The 19034-nt window shown below is 57.1% G+C and carries 17 protein-coding genes; 2 read left to right on the top strand and 15 right to left on the bottom strand.

What is annotated here, in order from left to right:
* Positions 1-70 precede the first annotated feature (70 nt).
* From RAE07_RS00170 to RAE07_RS00120, 11 genes are all read right to left on the bottom strand, one after another.
* On the bottom strand, positions 71-406 hold the full coding sequence (locus RAE07_RS00170) for a hypothetical protein (RefSeq protein WP_317001058.1): 336 nt from the start codon (positions 404-406) through the stop codon (positions 71-73).
* Positions 406-1311, bottom strand: coding sequence for a D-isomer specific 2-hydroxyacid dehydrogenase family protein (locus tag RAE07_RS00165; protein ID WP_317001057.1), 906 nt, complete (start codon positions 1309-1311; stop codon positions 406-408). Before RAE07_RS00165 ends, RAE07_RS00170 begins: the two co-directional genes overlap by 1 nt.
* The gene (locus tag RAE07_RS00160; protein ID WP_317001056.1) at positions 1311-2240 is read right to left on the bottom strand and encodes a D-isomer specific 2-hydroxyacid dehydrogenase family protein; all 930 of its coding nucleotides are present in this window, start codon (positions 2238-2240) and stop codon (positions 1311-1313) included. Before RAE07_RS00160 ends, RAE07_RS00165 begins: the two co-directional genes overlap by 1 nt.
* A 33-nt stretch (positions 2241-2273) precedes the next feature.
* Positions 2274-3506: a glutamate 5-kinase gene (gene proB, locus RAE07_RS00155; RefSeq protein ID WP_317001055.1), complete on the bottom strand. Its 1233-nt coding sequence runs from the start codon at positions 3504-3506 to the stop codon at positions 2274-2276.
* Between the two features lie 60 nt (positions 3507-3566).
* On the bottom strand, positions 3567-5099 hold the full coding sequence (obgE, locus tag RAE07_RS00150; protein WP_317001054.1) for a GTPase ObgE: 1533 nt from the start codon (positions 5097-5099) through the stop codon (positions 3567-3569).
* 1804 nt (positions 5100-6903) lie between these two features.
* Positions 6904-7038 (bottom strand): hypothetical protein, encoded by a 135-nt coding sequence (locus RAE07_RS00145; RefSeq protein WP_023020938.1) that lies wholly within the window; start codon positions 7036-7038, stop codon positions 6904-6906.
* Between the two features lie 36 nt (positions 7039-7074).
* Positions 7075-7260, bottom strand: a complete 186-nt coding sequence (locus tag RAE07_RS00140) for a hypothetical protein (protein ID WP_284835861.1) — start codon at positions 7258-7260, stop codon at positions 7075-7077.
* A 1416-nt stretch (positions 7261-8676) separates the two neighbouring features.
* Positions 8677-8736, bottom strand: a complete 60-nt coding sequence (locus RAE07_RS00135; protein ID WP_232212622.1) for a hypothetical protein — start codon at positions 8734-8736, stop codon at positions 8677-8679.
* A 775-nt stretch (positions 8737-9511) separates the two neighbouring features.
* On the bottom strand, positions 9512-9790 hold the full coding sequence (gene rpmA / locus RAE07_RS00130; protein WP_005324079.1) for a 50S ribosomal protein L27: 279 nt from the start codon (positions 9788-9790) through the stop codon (positions 9512-9514).
* A 42-nt stretch (positions 9791-9832) separates the two neighbouring features.
* On the bottom strand, positions 9833-10138 hold the full coding sequence (rplU, locus tag RAE07_RS00125; protein WP_005324077.1) for a 50S ribosomal protein L21: 306 nt from the start codon (positions 10136-10138) through the stop codon (positions 9833-9835).
* Between the two features lie 226 nt (positions 10139-10364).
* Positions 10365-14201: a translation initiation factor IF-2 N-terminal domain-containing protein gene (locus RAE07_RS00120; RefSeq protein WP_317001053.1), complete on the bottom strand. Its 3837-nt coding sequence runs from the start codon at positions 14199-14201 to the stop codon at positions 10365-10367.
* Between the two features lie 202 nt (positions 14202-14403).
* Here RAE07_RS00120 and RAE07_RS00115 point away from each other — a divergent pair, with 202 nt between their 5' ends.
* Positions 14404-15171 carry a hypothetical protein gene (locus RAE07_RS00115; protein ID WP_284798727.1) on the top strand — a complete coding sequence of 256 codons (768 nt, stop codon included), beginning with the start codon at positions 14404-14406 and terminating at the stop codon, positions 15169-15171.
* Here the strand turns inward: RAE07_RS00115 and arsB are convergent.
* Complete coding sequence (gene arsB / locus RAE07_RS00110; RefSeq protein ID WP_239207916.1) at positions 15168-16232, bottom strand: ACR3 family arsenite efflux transporter; 1065 nt, start codon at positions 16230-16232, stop codon at positions 15168-15170. The two genes, RAE07_RS00115 and arsB, sit on opposite strands and share 4 nt — an antisense overlap.
* Before the next feature lie 125 nt (positions 16233-16357).
* Between arsB and RAE07_RS00105 the strand changes: the two genes are divergently transcribed.
* Positions 16358-16708, top strand: coding sequence for an ArsR/SmtB family transcription factor (locus RAE07_RS00105; protein ID WP_301715987.1), 351 nt, complete (start codon positions 16358-16360; stop codon positions 16706-16708).
* A 13-nt stretch (positions 16709-16721) separates the two neighbouring features.
* Here RAE07_RS00105 and RAE07_RS00100 read toward each other — a convergent pair whose 3' ends face one another.
* The 3 genes from RAE07_RS00100 to RAE07_RS00090 all read right to left on the bottom strand — a co-directional run bounded on the left by RAE07_RS00100 (position 16722) and on the right by RAE07_RS00090 (position 18988).
* On the bottom strand, positions 16722-18026 hold the full coding sequence (locus RAE07_RS00100) for an exonuclease domain-containing protein (RefSeq protein WP_239205003.1): 1305 nt from the start codon (positions 18024-18026) through the stop codon (positions 16722-16724).
* 161 nt (positions 18027-18187) lie between these two features.
* Positions 18188-18598 (bottom strand): nucleoside-diphosphate kinase, encoded by a 411-nt coding sequence (gene ndk, locus RAE07_RS00095; RefSeq protein WP_005324068.1) that lies wholly within the window; start codon positions 18596-18598, stop codon positions 18188-18190.
* Between the two features lie 78 nt (positions 18599-18676).
* Positions 18677-18988 (bottom strand): hypothetical protein, encoded by a 312-nt coding sequence (locus tag RAE07_RS00090; RefSeq protein WP_023020931.1) that lies wholly within the window; start codon positions 18986-18988, stop codon positions 18677-18679.
* Positions 18989-19034: the final 46 nt, after the last annotated feature.

The following is a 19034-nucleotide window of genomic DNA, read 5'->3' as shown; positions in this document are numbered from 1 at the left end:
CATACCAGCTTAACGAAAGGCCACGTTCATTTCAGCCAGTTGAGCGGCAAGCACCCGCACGGTGGCCTCCTTATTGGCCGAGCTCGCGGCTCCGCTTGTCGGATGCCCGGCGGCGGCGCTTCTCGTCTTTCCGCTCGAACATGAGGTATTCCTCTTCGAAATAGCTCAAGTTATAAACGTGTCGGGCCCCGGCCGAGCATACAAAACAGATAATCGGGATAACCCAGAAATAGGACCAGTGGAAGAAGAAATAGCCGAGCACAATGGAAAGGATGGTGGCCGCCCAGGCAGCATAATCGACCGCCTGTACCTTCTTCCGGCGCTCCTTCATATCCGCGACCTCGGCTTCGGTGGGATTAAAAAAGCTCCCCTGATGCGTTCCGTCTTGTGAGGGGGCGTTGTCCATTAATAACCCGCCTGAATATCGACTTCCGTGGGGATTGCCTCACCTGCGGAGTAGCGCTCCATGACCTGTACTGTATGCGAGCCGATGCGCCGGCGCACCGAATAGGGAGGGTTGGCCAGGTGCGGAGTGATGACCACGTTAGGCATGTCCCACAGTGGGTGCCCATCGGGCAGCGGCTCGGGGTCGGTGACATCCAAGCCAGCGCCGGCGATGTGTCCTGCCCGCAAGGCTTCGACTAGCGCATCGGTGTCCACCAGTGGTCCGCGCCCAACGTTAATAATCACGGCATGATCGGACATGGCGCGGAAGGCAGCGGCATTAAAAAGCCGGTGGGTCTCGTCCGTTAGCGGCGCAAGCGCCACGAAATAATCGGCGGCTGGCCAGACGCGCTCAATATCGGTGGTGGCGAAGGTTTCATCGGCGCCCTCCACTGGGTTGCCGGAGCGATTGATCGCGATAATGCGCGGTCCGAAGGCTTCCAGCATGCGAATCAGCCGCTTGCCGATGCCCCCGGCGCCCACCACCGCTACCGTCTTATCTTCAAATAGGAAGCTGGTGTGGTCCTCAACCTCATCGCGGTTATCCCAGCTGGTTCCCACGCGTTTATGCGCATGCAAATGGGCGAGCAGGAGCGCAATGGTGGATTCGGCCACGGTGGCGTCATACAAGCCGGCGGCATTAGACCAGCGGGCGGTGGTATCACGCATGACGTCGAGCAGGTGGTCCACCCCAGCGAAGGGGACCTGCACCAGGCCCACGCTCGGTGGCAGGGGCTGTGGGAAGTCGTCCGGACCGCCGTTGAAGATGAGAACCTCGGCGTCATCCAGTGGGGCACGCTCGTGGCCGGCTGCATCGAGTGCCTGCAGGGTTTCTTCCCACGGGGTGGGTAACATCGCGTACTTCATTAGTAGCCGGCCTCCACATCGACGCGGGTGGGCATAGCCTCTCCCCTCTCCCACGCCGCGGCATTGGCGTTGAAGATAGCGCCCAGGTGGTACTGCGCCACGTGCGCGGAAGCAGCCATGTGCGGCGTCATGGTGCAATTGGGCAGTTCATAGAGCGGGTGGCCATCAGGCAGTGGCTCGGGATCCATAACTTCCAAGCCGGCGCCGGCGATCTCGCCATCACGCAGGGCCGCCACTAGATCATCAGTTACTACGGTGCTGCCGCGGCCGACGTTGATAAAGATAGCGGAAGGCTTCATCGCGCGGAACGTGGCGGCATCGATAAGCCCCTCGGTGTCTTTGGTCGCCGGCAGGATGCAGAAAATGAAATCCGCCTCGCCCCACACGTGTTCTGCCCGATCCATGGGCACGACTTCATCCGCGCCTTCCACGGCGCGGCCGGAGCGATTAACCGCGGTAATGTGCACTCCAAACGGTTTAAGAAGCATAATAAGCTGCTTGCCGATGCCCCCAGCGCCAAAGATCGCTACCTTCTTCGGTCCTTGCTGGTTATAAAGCCACGCCTGGGTTTTATCCAGCTCCTGCGCTACCGACCACGAAGCGGCCTGGGCGAAGGCTTTGTGGTGGTGCGCCTGTGAAAGTGCCAGGCCAAGTGCAGATTCGGCCACCGGCTGGGCAAAAGCGCCGGCGGAATTGCACCACGGTACGCCGTCTGGGGTGATGACGCCGGCATCAATGAGCTGGTTTACGCCGGTAAAACAATGCTGCACCCAACCGATGTTCTCCGGCATCTCGGGGATGCGGCGCGGGTTCGGAGCATTATTGATATAGACCTCGGCCTCTTCAATGCGCTCCACACGTTGGTGCCCGGCAGCCTCGATATCTTCTACCATCGGCTGCCAGGTTTCCGGTCCCATGAAATATTTCATGCCCCAACCATACGGGGAATCTCGGACCTAGGTTTAAATACGCGAGGCGAAGTTGGAGAGGTAGTCCGCGTGGACAACGGAACGGCGCTGTTCCTCGGGCAACTCCTCCATCTTCTTGCCCTTAATGGTGTTTAACTCCTCAGAGTCGAAGCGGACTTCACCGCGGCCGATGACCTCGCCATTCGGACCGAGGATATCGATGATTTCGCCCTTGGTGAACTCGCCTTGCACATCGGTAATGCCCACGGCCAGCAGTGAATTACCGCCCTCGGTCACGGCTTGTTTAGCGCCTTCATCGAGGCGGACGGCTCCGCCGGTATCTGCGCAGTAAAGTGCCCAGAACTTCCAGGCGGAAAGCTGGCGTTCCTCGCGGGTGTGGAAGACGGTGCCCACAGAGGCGTCGGCAAGCGCGGGGCCAATATTATCCGTGGAGGTCAACAGCACTGGAATGCCGCCGCGGGTTGCCAGGCGGGCTGCAGAGACCTTGGTGGCCATACCACCGGTGCCCACCTTGCCGCCATCGCCAGCTACAACGCCCTTCAAGTCCTTGCCGGTGCGCACTTCATCGATGAACTTAGCGTCCGGCTCGGCCGGGTTCTTGTCATACAGGCCATCCACATCGGAGAAGAGGAAGAGCGCATCAGCACCCACCAGGTTGGCCACCAGCGCGGAGAGGCGATCGTTATCGCCAAAGTGCATCTCCGAGGTAGCCACGGCGTCGTTCTCGTTGACGATAGGAATGGTACGCAGCTGGCGCAGGCGATCAATGGTGCGCTGCGCGTTGCGGGCGCGATCGCGGTGACCAGTATCTGACGCAGTCAACAAAACCTGGCCGATGGTGCGCTGATAGCGAGCAAAGGACTGGCCCCACACATAGGCCAAGTGCACCTGGCCGACGGACGCCGAAGCCTGCTTGGTAGCCAAATCGGTCGGCCGCTGGTGCAGGCCCAGCGGCCCCATACCGGCGGCAACCGCACCGGAAGAGACGATAATGACATCGGAGCGCCCCATGCGCGCATGGACGGCATCAACGATGTGATCAATCTTTTCCTGGGAAACGCGGAAGCTCTCATCCGTGAGAGAAGAGGAACCAATCTTGACCACGACGCGCTTGGCGTGCGCGATCTCGTGGCGAAGTTCAGATTCAAAACCGGACGCTACCGGGTTCTCATCGAGCGGTTCTGGAAAGGGAGTATCGGCGGTAGGCCCGTCAAAAGGCTCTACCGGAAGTGGAAGGATGGGCTCTTTCTGTTGATCAGAAGACATGCCAACCGAGTCTACAAAGCGCCCCCTCTTATACACCCCAAGAAGAGGGGGCCTACCGAGCTAGCCTTGCCACCTATCCCGATTAGCACCCTCGCGAGTGACCTCTTCGTCGGTGCCGTAATCGTATTCATCGATAAGACCACGGCGTGCCTGAGAGGCACGCTTGCGCTCGGCGGCGGAAACGCGGCTAGTGCCCTTCAAACGGGCGTCCTCGCCGCGGCTGGCCATCGTCGGATCACCGCCAGTCATCGGCTCCCACTCGAAGGTAATGCCGCCGATCGTCACCGGACAGCCTTCCACAGCGCCCTGCTCGCGCAGCTCTTCCTCCACGCCGGCCTTGGCCAAGCGGTCCGCCAAGAAGCCCACTGCCTCATCATTTTCAAAATCAGTTTGGGTAATCCAGCGATCAATCTTCTTGCCCTCAACAATGAAGCCACCCTCGACCTCAGGGTCGGCCTTCACGGTGAAATCAGCAAATACACCGGTATGCTTCTTATGGCCCTGGGCCTTGGGATGGATAACGGTGTGGTTCTTATCCTTCTTTGGCAATGGCTGGGCCTTGCGATGCTCGGTCACCATATCCATGAGCCGGAACTTCAGCGGATCCAGGCCCTTGCGAGCGACGGCCGAAATAATAAAGACAGGCCAGCCAAACTTCTCTTCCAGATCATACTTGACAAATTCCGCCAGCTCTTCGGCCTCAGGCACATCTGCTTTATTCAAGATGATGACGCGGGGGCGCTCACGCAGATCCCCTAAACCAGTATCTTCCTGCAAAGCCCCTTGGTATTTTGCCAGCTCACTTTCCATCGCCTCAATATCGGAAACGGGATCACGGCCGGGCTCAATGGTGGCAGTATCGACCACATGGGCAAGCACCGCCGTGCGTTCAATGTGGCGCAAGAAATCCAGGCCTAGGCCTTTGCCATCGGCCGCGCCTGGGATAAGCCCCGGCACGTCCGCGATAGTAAAGGAGCTATCTCCCATATCCACCACGCCCAGGTTCGGCTGCAGCGTAGTAAAGGGGTAATCACCGATCTTGGGCTTCGCGGCCGACAAAACCGAGATAAGCGAGGACTTACCAGCCGATGGAAAGCCCACCAGCCCTACATCCGCCATGGACTTCAGCTCGAGGATAAGATCATGGGCCTGGCCCGGCTCACCCTGGAGAGCAAAACCCGGTGCCTTGCGGTTCTTTGAGGCCAATGCCGCATTGCCTAGTCCGCCGAAGCCGCCTTCTGCGGCCACAAACCGCGTTCCCGGAACGGTAAGGTCCGCCAAGGTTTCGCCCTTTTCAGTGCGGACCACCGTGCCCGCCGGGACCTCCAAAATCAGGTCCTCGCCGCGAGCACCATTACGCATATCGCCGGCTCCATTGCCGCCGCGTTGCGCCTTAATATGCGGGCGGTAATGGAAATCCATAAGCGTATGGATTTGTTCAGAGACCTCGAGGATGATGTCACCGCCGTGACCACCATTGCCACCATCCGGGCCACCCAATGGCTTAAACTTCTCGCGGTGGACAGACACACAGCCGTGTCCACCGTCACCTGCTTGCAGGTGCAGGACAACGCGGTCAATAAAACGTGCCATGGTCAAATCCTCCGTGCATTGAATAGTTGTCCTACTCAGTGTAATGCGTATCTTGGGCTGGACTCCAACCGTTTAACATAATGTGAATATTGAATATTCTTATTAGGAGGACTTGGATTTCGCTAGGTAGACACCTAGTACCCCGCTTGGTGGAGAAGAAATGAACTGTACCACCATGCCTAAATACTCCGAACAACTCAAACGTGGTGCTATGGTCCGCTCAGAGTGCATTGAAGTCGCCCGCTTCCTTCAGCTTCAGCGAGGTTTGTTGAAAACGTTCCCGCCTTTATTTTCAGGCCCACTAACACGGCACCAGCAAACGTTCCGGCACTAGAGCTTTGCGCGATATTGCCTATGGGTGAGGGCCAATTTCGAGCGAATCCGCCAGGTAGAAAATCATAGAGTTGCACGAACAACAAGATATTTTGCAAAAGGCTGCAAATTCTTTTGAGTAAAGAGACATGTGGGCAATAGAGAGTGTCTGATGGTTTGTAGGCAGATTCCCAACCTGCATGAAGAGTTAGACCAGAATGACTACTGCGACACGACCAGATCTAAGCTTATAAGACCACGACTCATGCAATTGATAAGAAGCTTCTTGCCCACCCTAAAATTGCGAAACACATTGACAGCCTAGAAACGACCACCACGGCTGCCAATAACCTAGTTCGACGCACGTTACAAACCGCAATGACCAGAGACTAAAACTGCCGCCGAAACCGACAATTACCGCAACGAGCCGTACAAAGACAGCGGACAGTAACTACAGCCCAGCCACATTGATATCCCTATGAGATTACCACTCGTTTAGTGGACCCTATTCGTACGGATTTTGTGCCCGTAGGAGAAAATGATCATTGTGAGCTAACAGCGCAAGAAGTACACGCCGGAATATCGGCGCAAAGCCACGAACCTAGTATTCGAGTAAGAGCGCCCGGTATCTTATGTGGCTAAGGAAATCGGTGTTTCCGCCGAGCTTTAGACCAGCGGGGCATACTCGAGCGTGAACAAACCTCCCGGCTGATGCGCTTGGCCGACAATTCTGGCAAGGCAAAGGACGCTCACCTATAACAACGCGCAAGCCCAACGCGCCAAATTTGCGCCAAACCTAGCCAACCATGAGTTTAAACCCCAATGCCCCTACAAACTGTGGATGACCGACATAACAACCGCGCGCACAAAGAAAGGCTTTGTGTACACCGCGATTGTCACTTATACGTTTACTCAACACATTGCCGGATCGTCGTAATCAAAATCCATGCGCACCGAAGCATTGCCGCTGCATGCTTTCAACCCAGTGATCTTATCCGCCAAAGAAAAACAGGTTCGGTGCACCATTCCTACCCCGGCTTGCTGTAAGACTACGTTGTCTACAACAAACAGCTTCCCCGGCAAGGAATCACTCCTTCCACCGGAACTGTCGGGAACTCTTACGACAATGCTCTAGCCGAAAAATTTTAATGGTTCCTACAACCATGAACTCATCCATACTCACAGTATGTGATAATGCTGCCGATGCGGAACCTCCAAAACCCAAATGGTGTCGTGATGGAACAAAACCAAGCTCCACGAAAAATTTAAGACACCCAGACCCAGCCGAGACGGAAACCGAATTATCCAAACCAGAACCCACCACAGGAAATAATAAAACCCCAAGGCAAAAGCCAGGAACAAAACTCGGGCCACTTCAGTACCGAAAAATTTACCCCACTTGCCCTAAGCAACATTGCTAGTCAGGCAAATGGGGTAAATACGCAGTAGACCAAGTATCCTTTTGACACCTGCGGTCTACTTTGGCAGGTTCTTAAACGAACATACCAATGAGCTGGGAAGCGCCGTCAGCAATATTTACAAACGGCTCAACAATAGCCTTAACAACCTCTACGACTGTATTGGAAACGCTGGATAGCTCGGACACAACGCTGGATAGCTCGGACATTTTGACTCCTTCAGGAATTAGGATACTTGAATTATTTTATTCGGACTCGGACAGCGGGTTGATCACATCAACAGCATTTTCAAGATTCTTGCCAGAGAAGATCTCGGTCACGCCGGACAGAATCTTGTACCAACCTTCTTGGGTGTTGACGAAGTTGTCCAAGTGAAGCTGGATGGTGGATAGGTAATCCTGGATGGTCGACAGGTCAAAGTTCATACTCATACTCCTCGGTATCCTCTGGAGAACTTTCAGCCCAGATAGGGTTCGATTGCAGGACCGCTCTCACGTCCCACTAAAGGTATTCTGCCATAAGGTGACAATTCCGCAACAGAAATTCTGCTCCACAAACTAATTGCACCCCCTTTCAACTAGGAAATCATAATGCTAACCCAGCCTCAGTTAAGCCTATACTCATCTTTTGGGAATTCAACAGCGATTATGTAGCCCGCCTTTCAATTAAATTGAAGGATAGGTTAAAAGAGATAAACGCGTAGGTTAACTATCCGCGTTCTAATTTAAAAGTCTTTATTTTTACCTAGCGCCCAAGCACCCCCAATACCCCCCCTTATAGGGGGTTAATCTGTACGCTTTATTCCACTGAACAGTTGGCTCTTCTTAATAGCTTCTCTTCCGATTATGTTCCTGCGGGCCTTTTACACGTTGGCAAATCAGCTTTTTATCCTTTCTGACGTGCCGCAAATCCCCAACTGAGCGACCGCTCTCTACAGAAATCAGTGGAGATCCCTTAAGACAACAAGGGTTTCCCTTGCGACACACTATACGTAGGGATATTTTTATTTGATTCCATCTGCTGGCCTACAACCCGTCAGGTGTAGACCACATCCTTCACCAAGTCTGCATTGGCGCCACCTACACGGCAGCTGCTCCATACCTACCATGCACTGCACGTCATGAGCATCGCTCCCCGTTAAGATCCTACTTATATGCCAACAGCCTACACAGAAATATAAGAGTATGTTACGAGATCTAGCGGCCACATATACCGCAAGTCTCTCTTGCTAACCTCCTTCAGACCGCTACCATCTGACTCAGACGTCAAAGGGAACGAGCTACCCCAGCTACAACAACGCTGTCCTACAACAAGGTGGTGCAATAATCTTCTGAACTCAAGATAGCAATTGTTTTAGTAAACCCTTTGTTTACTTCGGAGGCACTACATAGCGTATGGTTCGCTCTACTTGAGCGCCCATTTGCAGACTGGTTATCAACACCTAGGATGAGATCAGCTACACAAAGACCTGGTACCGCCCAGTCGGAAATCATGACCGTAGGATCGACATACCGCTTGCGGGCGCGCTTCGCGTGCCACGAGGTCGACGTTGCGCGTGATCTCGACGTAGTGCAGCAGCGACTTCTTTTTCGACTCGTATTTAGCCTGGGAAAAACAAAGGTTGATAGCTCCTTTCAGGACACACGTACGTAGCCTCATCACCGGGATAGCAACTACGCAACCACCCGCACATCTGCTGCGTCGAGTACCTATCTTTCACCATCGCCCAGACCGTCTCACGCAAACGTGGATTGGCATCAATCCTGCGCTTCCGGCGTAAACGTACTCGACGCCGATTTACGGTGCGCATATGTGGGAAGATACACCCCAAACTCGTCCCGGTTACGCTAAAGCTTCTTGCTGATAGTGCTAGCAGAGTACTGAAAACGCCGAGCTGTCTCACACACGCTTTTACCCTGCCGGTCAAGATCAAAGATGAGCTCACGCCTTCTACCGACAGGTAACGCGAAGAAATACGCCTATCAATACGCTCTTGTGGAATAGCCGGGCCAAGGACTGCTTGGCGGCCAACGACATACGGGATTACCTACATAAGCTTGTTATACAGCGCCAAATCCGGGCCAGCCGGGACAAAAGCACATGCCCAGTGGAAATTTTAATAACGCCTGGTCCATATCAGCAACATCACGCGGATGAATTCCACAATCTAAAGCTACATCTTTGAGACCTACACATTCACGCAGCTGCATATAACCACACCGGCGAGTAGTTGCGCATCTTCGCGAGCATGCGGATTGCGCTTCCACAACCCAAGCTCATTACCAGTCCCATAAACCGGACTAGAGCTTATAGAAAGCGGACTCGCAAAATGAATCGGTGTCACACCTTCAAGCCGCAATCAGGCTATCGCCTGACTGTCACACAGCTAGTACGCCTGCGATGATTGCGCGGCAAGTCCAACTCACCAGCAGGCCGATAAGCCACAGACTTTGCTAAACCATCCACACCAGCAGCCACTCAGAATGAACCACCAACCTGATCAACGCTGCAAACGGCGACATAATAGGAGAAACTGGACCCAATTCGACTCCATACAATAACCCCACCGACAACAGGTGTTCCCCGAGAAGCAGAATCCGAGAGCCCTTTTACAACAGAAAATCCCCAAGCCCTTCACACTGCTGTGGGACGGACTCGAGGATTAGCCTAATCGGCCTGAAGTTAGGCAGTCGCTTCTGCAGCAACCTCTTCAGCCGGGACGATGTTGACCATACGACGGCCACGCTTGATACCGAACTCAACGGAGCCAGCTGCAAGCGCGAACAGGGTATCGTCGCCGCCGCGGCCTACGTTCTCACCTGGGTGGAACTTGGTACCGCGCTGACGCACGATGATCTCGCCGGCATTAACCTGCTGACCACCGAAGCGCTTGACGCCGAGACGCTTAGACTCGGAATCGCGACCGTTGCTGGAGCTGGAAGCACCCTTCTTGTGTGCCATGTGGTTTTCCCTCCTTCAGGGATAATTACAGCCGGTTAAGGCTTACTTGATACCGGTGATCTTCAAGGTGGTCACAGGCTGACGGTGGCCCTGACGCTTCTTGTAACCAGTCTTGTTCTTGTACTTCAGGATATCGACCTTCGGGCCCTTACCCTGCTCAACGATTTCTGCGGAAACAGAAACCTTCTCCAAGTCGGAAGCCTTGGACTTAACATCGGCGCCATCGACGAGCAGAACCGGGGTGAGAGCTACGGCAGAGCCTGGCTCACCCTCGATCTTCTCGACCTTGACGAGGTCACCTTCAGCAACCTTGTACTGCTTGCCGCCGGTCTTGACGATCGCGTACATAGAGGGTTACCCCTTATCTAAACTCGCTCGGAAGCAACCGGGGAGGCCGCGTTCCGAATGGACACTTACATATTGCGTTTAGTTCCCGCGCGAACATGCCCGTACAACTCACTGAGTGAGTGTCGGACTGATCCAGCGCTGTGAGTACTAAACAGCGACTGTCAAAGACTACCCCGTAGCGGGCACAAAATACAAACCACGCTTTTCGTGCCCGCGTGGCGTAGCCCTAAGACTTGCTTCGCCGTGCTACGCGGCGCCGCCCGCGCCCAGATTTAGCTGAGGCTTTTTCTGGGTGGACTCCGCTCGCCGCAGGCTGCTTCTGCTCGTCGTTATCCTGTGCTTTTGGGGCCCTCGCTCTTGCCGACGTCCTCTTCTTGCGCACCGCCCTCTTCTTGCCACGGCGCAAGACCTTGGAATCGCTCGAGCCCGCCCGGTTCCCAGAACCGGTGCGCTCCGGCGAGCCTTCCTGTCGCGTAGAACGGCCCGACTCGGCCTTCGTTGCCTTCGGGTTCTCTGCTACGGCTTTCTTAGGGGAAGCCTGACGCACGGCACGGCGACGCCCGCGGCCCTTGCCACCGGTGCGCCCCGCACGTGTGGTGCCAACGGCCTTTTCATGACGCTGCTCGGCCGGGCCGCCCGCCTGCTCGTGCTCCTGCGTCTTCTCCTTTACCTCGTGTGGCAGGCGCGAGGAAACACGGCTTTGGGCTTGTTGAGTGCGCACCGTGCGACGGCGACCACGCCGGCGGCCCTTTCGCTCCCCGCGCGAGTCCTTCTGCCCCTGTTGTGCTGCGGCCTCGCTTGCGTTACCGCCATCGGATGCGGGTACCGCGTGATCGGCCTTGGGTACGGCAGACTCCTGTTCACCGGCAACTGCGAATTCCTGCGGCTGTGGACGCCTATCAGAACGCGAATTGCCGCGTGTGCGGCGCTTGCGGCGCGGGGAAACTTCAAACTCAGCTACGGCTTCCTCATAGGTCTTGCCTGCTGCAGACTCCGGGGCTTTCTGCCCGCTGCCTGCGCCAGCGCGTGTGGCCTTAGCGCGGCGCGTCGCCCGGCGCGGCTTCTTGCCACGTTTGGGGCCCGCCCCAGCATCTGGGTGGGCCTTAGCGATGGCACCCGAGTCCGCGTCCGTATCCGCATCGGGGACGTAGGAATTAAATTCCTGTACCTCGTCGCTTTCCGCAGCATTATCCGCCGCAGCGTATGCGATGGCCTCGATATCGGATACTTCAGTCTGGGTGTGCTTGCGAGCCCGACGGCGGCCACGGCCGCGTCCGCGCTCCTTAGCGCTGTCTCGGTCTCCGCTGTGCGTGTTCTGATCAGCGTGCGGCTCGTCCGCACCGCGCTCATCCACAACGACGTTAGCTACGAGATCCTCCAGCGACGTCTTTGCGGATTCCCGTGCGGCGTCTTCGCTCTCGATGCCGTAGACCGGCGCCTGGGTCTTCTTAAAGCGTTTGGGCTTGGAATCGCTTTCAGGGGCGTCATCAAGCTCGTGCTTATGCATCGCCACCGCAGCCGGGTGCTGCTGCGGATCATGAGTCTGCTTTTTGTGCGACTTGGACTTGCGCCCAGAGTGCTTCGCGCGCGAATCGTCCTCAGCCTCGTCCACCGGGTACTGGTGAATAATGATCCCGCGGCCATGGCAGCACTCGCACTCGGTAGAGAAGGTCTCCACCAGCCCGGTGCCCAGGCGCTTACGGGTCATCTGCACCAAGCCCAGAGAGGTAACCTCAGAAACCTGGTGGCGGGTGCGGTCACGGCCCAAGGCCTCCTTCAAGCGGCGCAGGACCAAGTCCTGGTTTTCTGGCAGGACCATATCGATAAAGTCCACCACAATCATGCCGCCCAAATCGCGCAGGCGCATCTGGCGCACGATTTCTTCGGCTGCCTCGAGGTTATTGCGGGTTACCGTTTCCTCTAGGTTGCCACCAGAACCGGTGAACTTGCCGGTATTGACGTCGATGACGGTCATGGCTTCGGTGCGGTCAATGACCAGCGTGCCGCCGGATGGCAGCCATACCTTGCGCGAGAGGGCCTTATGCAGCTGCTCGTCAATGCGGTGGACCTCGAAGGCATCCTGCCCGCCGTGGTCCTTGGCGCGAAAGCGCACCACGCGATCCGCAAGGTCCGGCGCCATGGAATCGACGTAGGCGCGGACGGTATTGAACGAACGCTTGCCATCAACGATGAGCTCGGTGAAGTCTTCGTTGAAGAGATCGCGGACCACCTTGATGAGCATATTTGGCTCTTCGTACATGGTCACCGGCTTGGCGCCCTTGGAGGACTTTTCTTTCTTGGCGTGGGCGATGATGTCCTCCCACCGGCTGTGCAGGCGGTTGACGTCGGTAGCGATCGCCTCTTCCGAGACATTTTCGGCAGCGGTGCGGATAATCGCTCCCCCATCGCCCGGCACCACGCGGCCCAGGATATCCTTCAAGCGCTTGCGCTCTGGGGCGGGCAACTTGCGGGAAATGCCCGCGCTGCGGCCGCCTGGCACATAGACCAGGTAGCGGCCGGCAAGGGAAATCTGGGTGGTCAGGCGCGCGCCCTTGTGACCAATTGGGTCCTTGGCCACCTGAACCAATACCTGATCGCCGGACTTCAGAGCATTTTCTACCTTGCGGGCGCGCCCATGCAGCTTGGTCTTGCGCCAATCGATTTCACCGGCGTAGAGCACGCCATTTCGGCCCTGTCCGATATCTACGAAGGCCGCCTCCATCGACGGCAGGACGTTTTGGACGCGTCCAAGGTAAATATTGCCAATCAGCGAAGCCTGGGACTCGGTGGTAACGAAGTGCTCGACCAGCAGGTCATCTTCTAGCACGCCCACCTGCGTGATGATTCCGGCACCATCCTCGCGCTCCTTATCGCGCACCACCATGGTGCGCTCCACGGCTTCGCGGCGGGCAAGAAACTCTGCCTGGGAAACAATGTGCTGGCGGGTGCGGCCCTTTGCGCGCAGTTCCGCGCGGCGGCGCTTTTGGGCCTCGATGCGCGTGGAGCCACGGATGGCCTTCGGTTCGTCAATGTATTCGGGCTCGGTAGCCTGATCCTCACGGTTCGAGCTAGCGCCGCGTCCGCGGGAGGCGCCGCGGCGACCTCGACGACGAGCCTCGGATTTACCAGAACCACGGCCGGAGTCCGGCTGCTCACTCACTTCCTCGGCAGCATCGTCGCTTTCGGAGTCATCGCCGGAGAAATCTTCCTCCGCAGCGTCTGCAACTAGTGCGAAGGCCGCTGCATCATCTTGCTGTGGGGCCATGAAGATCGGCGCAAAGTCATAGTGCCCGGATTCTTCCTCAGATTCAGCGCGCGGGACAATGTGCGGGGCGTAGTAGTCATCCTCGAAATCCTCGCCGGCCTCCGCAAGCGCTTCGTGCAGCTTCGCCGCATCAACTGTGCCGGTATCGAGTGCACTCGCCGGCGCTTCTTCCACCTCATCCGCGGATTCCGCCGCTGCGGCGTCTTCGGCAGCTGAGCCGGTATCGGCTGCGGCCTTGGCGAGTGACGCTTCTACCTTGTCTTCGATTTGGGAGATCTCATTATCCACGTTCTTGCGCACGCGGTGGCGTAGGCGTTCTTCGTCTTCTGTGGGCTGCTCCCCCGCTGCGTCGGTCTCGGCCGACTCTTCGGACACTGGGGCTGCGGATTTGCGAGTGGCCTTGCGTGCGCGCTTGGCGCGCTTCTTCGCCGGCTTCTTCTCAGGTTGCTTGCCTGAATTATCTTCCTGCGGTACAGCAGCATTGTCTGCGGACTCCGTGTCCGGTGCGGCGGTGGAGGCTTCGCTGGTATCGCCAGAGGAGGCATCGCCAAGCGCCGCGGCTTTAGCCACAGCATCGAGCACCTGGCCTGCTTCCTCACGGGTAAGGGAGCTTTGCGCGCTCTTTTTTAGCCCCATCTCTTTCAGCTGCGCCACCAGATCGCGCGAGGCAAGCCCCAGCTGCTTGGCAAGGGCATAAACGCGGACCTTGTCTTTGAGCTGGCCACGATCCAAGTTCTGGGCCAAAGACGCCGCCGCCTTAAGGTTTTCAGTTGTTTCTTGAGAGTTCTGTGCCACCATGTTCGGGCTTACTCCTGTACATCGTCTGTTTCAGGCGCTACCTCGGGCGCAGGCACAGCCATGGACTGTACCGCCGCCGCGCGAGGCATTTAGCGCGCTATAAAAGTTTGTGGGTATTAAGTTATTACGCGTCTCGTACGCGCTAATTACCATTGTGTCACAGAAACGCAGCCAGGCTGGCAGGCGGTGTTATGTTGACAGGGTGGCAGAACTAGCACGAATCCCCGCCCGCGAGCTGGCGCAGTATCGGCAGCGCAATGAAATTCCCGCACGCTCGGCGCTTTACTTCGGCGTACCGGCCGGCTTTGCCATTGGATTCGCCAACACCGGCGTGGATTATATGCTGGTAGGAGCCGGTATTTTTGCCATCTGTGCGGTGCTGGGGTTAGTGCACCTCATCCGCAACTACCCACGCGGCATCAACGCCGCGCGGGAGGAGTATCGCGAGGGCGACTATCCCACCATTGCCTATATCGCCCCGCTTATCCCCATCGCCGCGCCGCTGGCCATGGCCCCACTAAGTGCAGCCGGGCTGGTGCCGGAGGTAGAACTTGCCCCGCCCATTGCCGGTGTCCTGTCAGGGGCGTGGTGGGCGTGCGGCTTGCCTTTGGGGCTGTGGGCAATGTTTTCTCAATCCTTTCGGATTGGCCGGCGGCGCATTAACAAGATCCTGGAAAAGGATCCGCTTGAAGGAGTAACCGAGGATCGCCTAGAGCTTGCCGACGCCCACGTGGACACCCTCACCGCCCTCATAGCCGCCGGCGCGGTGCAAGGAAATACGGTCTCCGCAAGGGCCCTGTCCAGATTCATGCAGGTCGATCTAGACCTAGTATGTGAGCATCTTGATGAATTGGCACAGGCGGGCCTAGTGAAACTTGACCGCATCGCCCTGCGCTCTGCGCCCAAGGACTGGAAAAACACCGTCACACCGACCGGGGTTCGTTGCCTCTACCAATTGGGCAAGCGTTAACGCGGCAAGCTTTCGTCTCCTGGAAATAGCTTCGGCCCTATCCAGAGCATGACGTACACGAGTCCCACGAGCACGGGAATCTCAATGAGAGGTCCGATGGTGCCGGCGAGCGCCTGTGCAGACGCCGCTCCAAAAGTGCCAATGGAAACCGCGATGGCTAGTTCGAAATTATTACCAGCTGCGGTAAACGCAACGGAAGCGGATTGCGCGTAGTTCATTCCCACGACCTTTGCCACACCCAAAGCTAGGAAAAACATTCCAACGAAGTAAATGACCAACGGAATCGCAACCTTGATCACCGCCGTGGGCTGCGCTACCAACTGTTCTCCCTGGAGGGAGAATAGCAACACAATGGTATATAGCAAGCCGATCATCGCCAAGGGAGATACTGCCGGAAGGAAGCGGTTTTCAAACCATTCGCGGCCTTTGGCTTTCTCCCCCCAGACCCGTGAGAGGACACCAAGCAGCAGTGGCACTCCCAAAAATACGAGAACCGCCGTGACGATGGACCAGAAAGAAAAATCAGCAGAGGTGGTATCCAGGCCTAGCCAACCAGGAAGAACCTGCAGGTAAAACCAGCCCATAACGCCAAACATAGCTACTTGGAAAACGGAATTAATAGCCACGAGAACAGCGGTGGCCTCGCGGTCGGCGCAGGAGAGATCGGACCACACCAGGACCATTGCGATACAGCGGGCTAACCCAACAATAATCAGGCCGGTTCGCAGCTCGGGCTGGTCGGCAAGAAATATCCACGCCAGGGTGAACATCAATGCAGGCCCCACCAGCCAGTTCAACACAATCGATACCACCATCAATCGGCCGTCGGCAGCAATGTCTCGGGTCTTTTCGTAGCGGACCTTAGCCAGGGGCGGATACATCATGACTAGCAGACCCAGTGCAATCGGAAGAGAAATACCGCCTACCTCTAGGGCAGATAGTGCTTCTCCAATACCTGGCAGGAAGTGGCCGATCAATAGCCCCACAGCCATGGCCATGATGATCCAGACGGGCAGGAATCTATCGAGAAATGACAATTTTGGGCTTTGCGGAATGGCCATAGCTCTCCTTGTGCGACGAGGAATTCACATTTCAAGGCAGTACTTTAATCACCCATATTGATACTCGTCAATATAACGGAGTAGGAAGCAGCCTCCTTATGAAGCAGCCTCCTTATACTGTGTGCATGGACTCCTCCCCTAGCAATGCTGATAACACCCCCGACGGGCAGTGCTGCTCACTGAGCAGTGGCCCGCTCAGCCAGAGCGATTCTTTGTACTTTTCCCAGCAATTTAAAGTCCTTGCTGACCCAGCCCGCCTGCGCCTATTATCCATTTTGTGCGATGAGGGCTGCGGCCCGATGAGTGTGACGGAGTTGACCGCGCTTTCCGGCCTTAGCCAGCCGACGGTATCCCATCACCTCGGCAAGTTGAGGGAATCCGGCCTTTTAATCAAGCAGCAATCGGGCCGGACCGTTACCCATCGAGTACAAAGGGAAGCCTTCAGCACGCTGCGCCAATTACTCTCCTTCGATTAGGAGAGCTCCAGTCCTAGTCTGCGAAGTGAATGACCTCACGGGCGACGTCTTCCGCAACGATGGGAATGCCATACTGCTTCGCTTTCTTGGCTTTGCCCGATTGCGAGTCCGGGTCACCGGCGATGAGCACCTTGGTCTTTTTGGCTAGGCCGCCAATCTCCACGCCGTGCGCGGCAAAATACTCTTCCCATTCCGCAGTCGAGTAGGCCTTAGCTCCGGTAATGGTTACTCGCTCGCCAGCGCTCACCACAATGCCGCCCATGCTGGCGAGTCCGCCAATACTGCCGGCCTTTTCAGAACCTTGCGGCGCCTCTTCACTAGGGGCACCATGCCGACCTTCTGCCTGTGGAGCGGTGTCGGGGTCTACGGCAGCCTCGATATCAGAAGCCGGGATCCCCAAGGCGCGGCCGACAGAAGCCAGGATGTCGCGTTCCTCAGCCGTGACAACACCATCAGCCCAGGCTTCTTCAATCAGCAGCGTGATATAGGCTTCATGCAGCTCGCGCAGACCATGTTCATCGAGCCCATGTGCTTGAGCAAAGGCCAGCAATTGGGTTTGCTCGGTGGCGGAGAGGCGGCGGTCGAGCAAGGCGGCATCGAGAAGCTTGAAATAGTCTTCCGCAGCCGTATTCGATGGCGTCTCACGTTGTGCGACGAGCCCGGCGAACCAGCCGCCGTACTGTGCCGCTTGCTTGGCGGATTCCGCAGCTGCGCGGCTGAGAAGTGCCGGCTCCACCCAACCCGGGTGGGGTGCCAGGCTGCGATACAGCTGTTGCTCAGCCAAGCGCTCACTCATATAGTTCTCTTGGGCTGCCGGGGTATTGGCCAGGAAATGCTGGAATAGTTGCGCCGTGGCCATCGCATCCGCCAATGCGGAGTGTGCCAACTCATTATGAATTCCCAGATGGGCGCAGCAATCCCCCAGCTTCACCTTGGGAAGACCAAGATACCTGCGTGCCAATACGGCCGTATCGATCGCCGGCAACGCCTCTTCAGAACAGGCGCGACAAGCCAGCAGCTCGGACTGAATAAAGGTCCGATCGAATCCCGCATTGTGAGCAACGAATATGCGGTCTTCGAGAGAATTAGCCAGCTTGTCCGCTACTTGCGCAAAGGTGGGCGCGCCTAGAACATCAGAGGCGGAAATGCCATGAATTTCCGTGGCCGCGATATGGCGTTGCGGGTTAATGAGCGTTTCCCAGGAATCCTGCACTGCTCCTTCCGGCGATAGCTCCACGACGCCAATTTCAACGATGCGGTGCCCGTGCTTATAGGAAAATCCGGTGGTCTCAATGTCTACGACCGCGTAGCCGCGCATATGCGCCTCCCTACGTCTTGTTGAAAATAGTTCTTAGCCGCACCAGTGTAGGCGTGTTGTGCTCCTGCTCGCTGCCCATATAACGAGGGACCAGGTGACGCTATGAATAAAGCCCGAGCCGGTGGCTCGGGCTTAAGTGCGTACGAAACGCTATAAAGGCTTTAAAGGTTCGGGAACCAGATAGCGATTTCGCGCTCTGCGGACTCTGGGGAGTCAGAGCCGTGCACGATGTTCTCGCCAACGGTCAGAGCGAAGTCGCCGCGGATGGTGCCCGGGGTGGCCTTGGAAACTGGGTCGGTGCCACCGGCCAGCTGACGCCATGCCTCGATGGCACGCTCGCCCTCGACAACACCAGCGATAAGCGGTGCGGAGGTGATGAACTCGACGAGGTCACCGAAGAATGGCTTATCCTTGTGCTCCTCGTAGTGCTTCTCCGCGGTCTCGCGGTCAGCAACGCGCAGATCGAGTTCGGCCAGCTTCAGGCCCTTGCGCTCGATTCGGGAGATGATTTCGCCTACGTGGCCGTTCTTTACGCCGTCCGGCTTGATGAGAATCAGTGTACGTTCAGTCATGCCCCACACTGTACCGAAACCACCCGACTGCGTCGCGCGCTGGGGTATTCCTTTGGGGTAAAAGTGTGGGGTCCAGGGCTATGCGAGTTGTTTAACTATCTCTTCGGCGCGCCCCTGCGAAGTCCCCCTGAACCACAGGCGTACCTGGCCTACTGCGGCGCCAAACTGTCCATTAGCCAACAGGCGTTGCAGCTCCGCTCGCTGTTCCTTATCCAAATCCTCGAAGGTGGCTTCTTTGGCCGGTTCGAAGTTGCTCCGCAGGGCCAAAACCAGAAAAACGCCGCCAATAATGAGGGCGACTAGCGGTAGCCACGGCGTTCCCGTAGCGGCACGGGCTACCACCGCGGCAACACAAGCGAGTGCGGCAAGGACGAGATAGAGAGTGCGCATGGCCGCCAGTCTATCGCGTCTTGGCCACTCGCCGAAGGCCGTCAAG

Origin of the sequence: Corynebacterium nasorum (genome assembly GCF_032821635.1) — a bacterium.
Taxonomy (GTDB): domain Bacteria; phylum Actinomycetota; class Actinomycetes; order Mycobacteriales; family Mycobacteriaceae; genus Corynebacterium; species Corynebacterium kefirresidentii.
The sequence above is the reverse complement of the archived record's forward strand: the minus strand, read 5'-3'. Positions and strand labels throughout refer to the sequence as shown.